At 38.0% G+C, this 1,526-nt stretch carries 1 protein-coding gene and 2 pseudogenes; 2 read left to right on the forward strand and 1 reads right to left on the reverse strand.

Going from position 1 to position 1,526, the window contains the following annotated elements; translation table 11 throughout:
* Together AMDU4_RS08880 and AMDU4_RS08885 are read left to right on the forward strand one after the other, a co-directional pair.
* A pseudogene (locus AMDU4_RS08880) lies at positions 1 to 182 on the forward strand (electron transfer flavoprotein subunit beta); the annotation flags it as partial.
* Positions 179 to 1,060, forward strand: coding sequence for an electron transfer flavoprotein subunit alpha/FixB family protein (locus AMDU4_RS08885; protein WP_021787645.1), 882 nt, complete (start codon positions 179 to 181; stop codon positions 1,058 to 1,060). The pseudogene AMDU4_RS08880 and the gene AMDU4_RS08885, both read left to right, overlap by 4 nt.
* Positions 1,061 to 1,225: 165 nt before the next feature.
* On the opposite strand, the pseudogene AMDU4_RS08890 reads toward AMDU4_RS08885, so the two are convergent.
* Positions 1,226 to 1,526 (reverse strand): annotated as a pseudogene (locus AMDU4_RS08890) (hypothetical protein); the annotation flags it as partial.

The raw sequence follows: 1,526 nt of genomic DNA on the forward strand, positions 1-1,526 counted from the left end.
AGGTCATGCAGATTATGATGGCTGGTAAGAAAAACATAAACATTGTGGATGGGAATCCTAAATATGAGGATGATACAAAAATAATATCTGACAAGGCTCCAGACAGCCAGAGAAAGAAAATTATTTACGAGGATGGAAAGGGTATTGATGAAATAGCAAAAATATTGAAGGTGGTAAAATGAAGGCGCTTGTGTTTTCAGACGAACCTAAAAATGCCAGAGAGATTATAACATATCTCCGAGGAAAAATGGATATTGACGCAGTATCCCAGGAAGATAAAGAACTGGTAGAATATGGAGCAGATACTGTATACTTTTACAGGGATGGATTCGTGGACAATTTAAGTAAATTCCTCGCAGACCATATTGTAAAAAATAAATATGACCTTGTTTTCATATCTTCCACAAATCTGGGCAGGGAACTGGCAGGCATACTATCATTCAAGCTTAAGATGAAATGCATGCCCGAAATATTTTATTTTGAGAATAAGGATAAAAATATTACTAAAAGATTCTTTCATGGGGGCAAAACTGTAGTTGAGGAGGAAAGCAACCTCAGAATGTTTACCGTGTCACCGGGAATCTGCGATGCTGAGAAGGCAGATAAAAACTCAGAGGTCAGGAATGTAAGCCTGGAAAAGAGCCTTTATAAAATAATAAACGTAAAAAGCAAGGAGACCGCAGGAACAGACATAAGAAATGCAAAGGTTATAGTTTCCATTGGAAGAGGACTGGGAAGCCAGGAAAACATAGAAAAGGTAATGCCGCTTGTGGAGGCACTTCATGCAGAAATTTCCGGTTCGAGACCTGTCTGCCTTGATTATAAATGGCTTAGTGAGGACAAGCAGGTCGGGCTTTCAGGAAAGAAAGTAAGGCCAGATTTCTACATAGCTTTGGGGATATCGGGTCAGATACAGCATATTGCGGGAATAAGGGGTTCAAAGACAATAATAGCCATAAACAAGGACAAAAGCGCCCCCATATTCGAAGAATGCGATTATGGAATTGTTGGAGATCTTTTTACTGTTGTACCAGAACTTGTTGCAAAACTCAAAAAATAATTTAAATTTTTAACTTTGCGGGCTGGTATTACTCTCTGGCAATGTAGTGTATGGAAACTAGCTCAGGGGTTATGGTTAGCCACATAATAGTGATTCGCAGGAGAATAGAAAAATAGGGGATGATTTCTCACACAATATATGAACAGATATGTCACCAAATAAAAACTATTTCTTTGTGATCATTTTTAAAAAAAATGGGACTTTTAAAAGTGTGTCCGGACTATCAACCAGAAGATGTTCTATGGGTTTTTTATAAGGGTCAAAACGGTCTACGTGAACCTCATAATGATCAAGAAATTCCACAATATGTATGCCCAATGTTGACCCATCAATGCTTCCCCTGTAGTCCCTTATTTGTCCTCTAATTTTGCCAACTGATATTTTGAAAAGTCCAGTTTTCATTGGATTATCCATATTTTTGGGCACATAAATTTTTCCATCTGCCAGGGCTATGGCACATAAGGTA

The sequence above is a fragment of the Ferroplasma sp. Type II genome (genome assembly GCF_000496155.1).

Bases quoted from the DNA above. Each gene is read 5' to 3' on its own strand.
- AMDU4_RS08885 (WP_021787645.1), top strand. From the start codon at position 179: ATGAAGGCGCTTGTGTTTTCAGACGAACCTAAAAATGCCAGAGAGATT.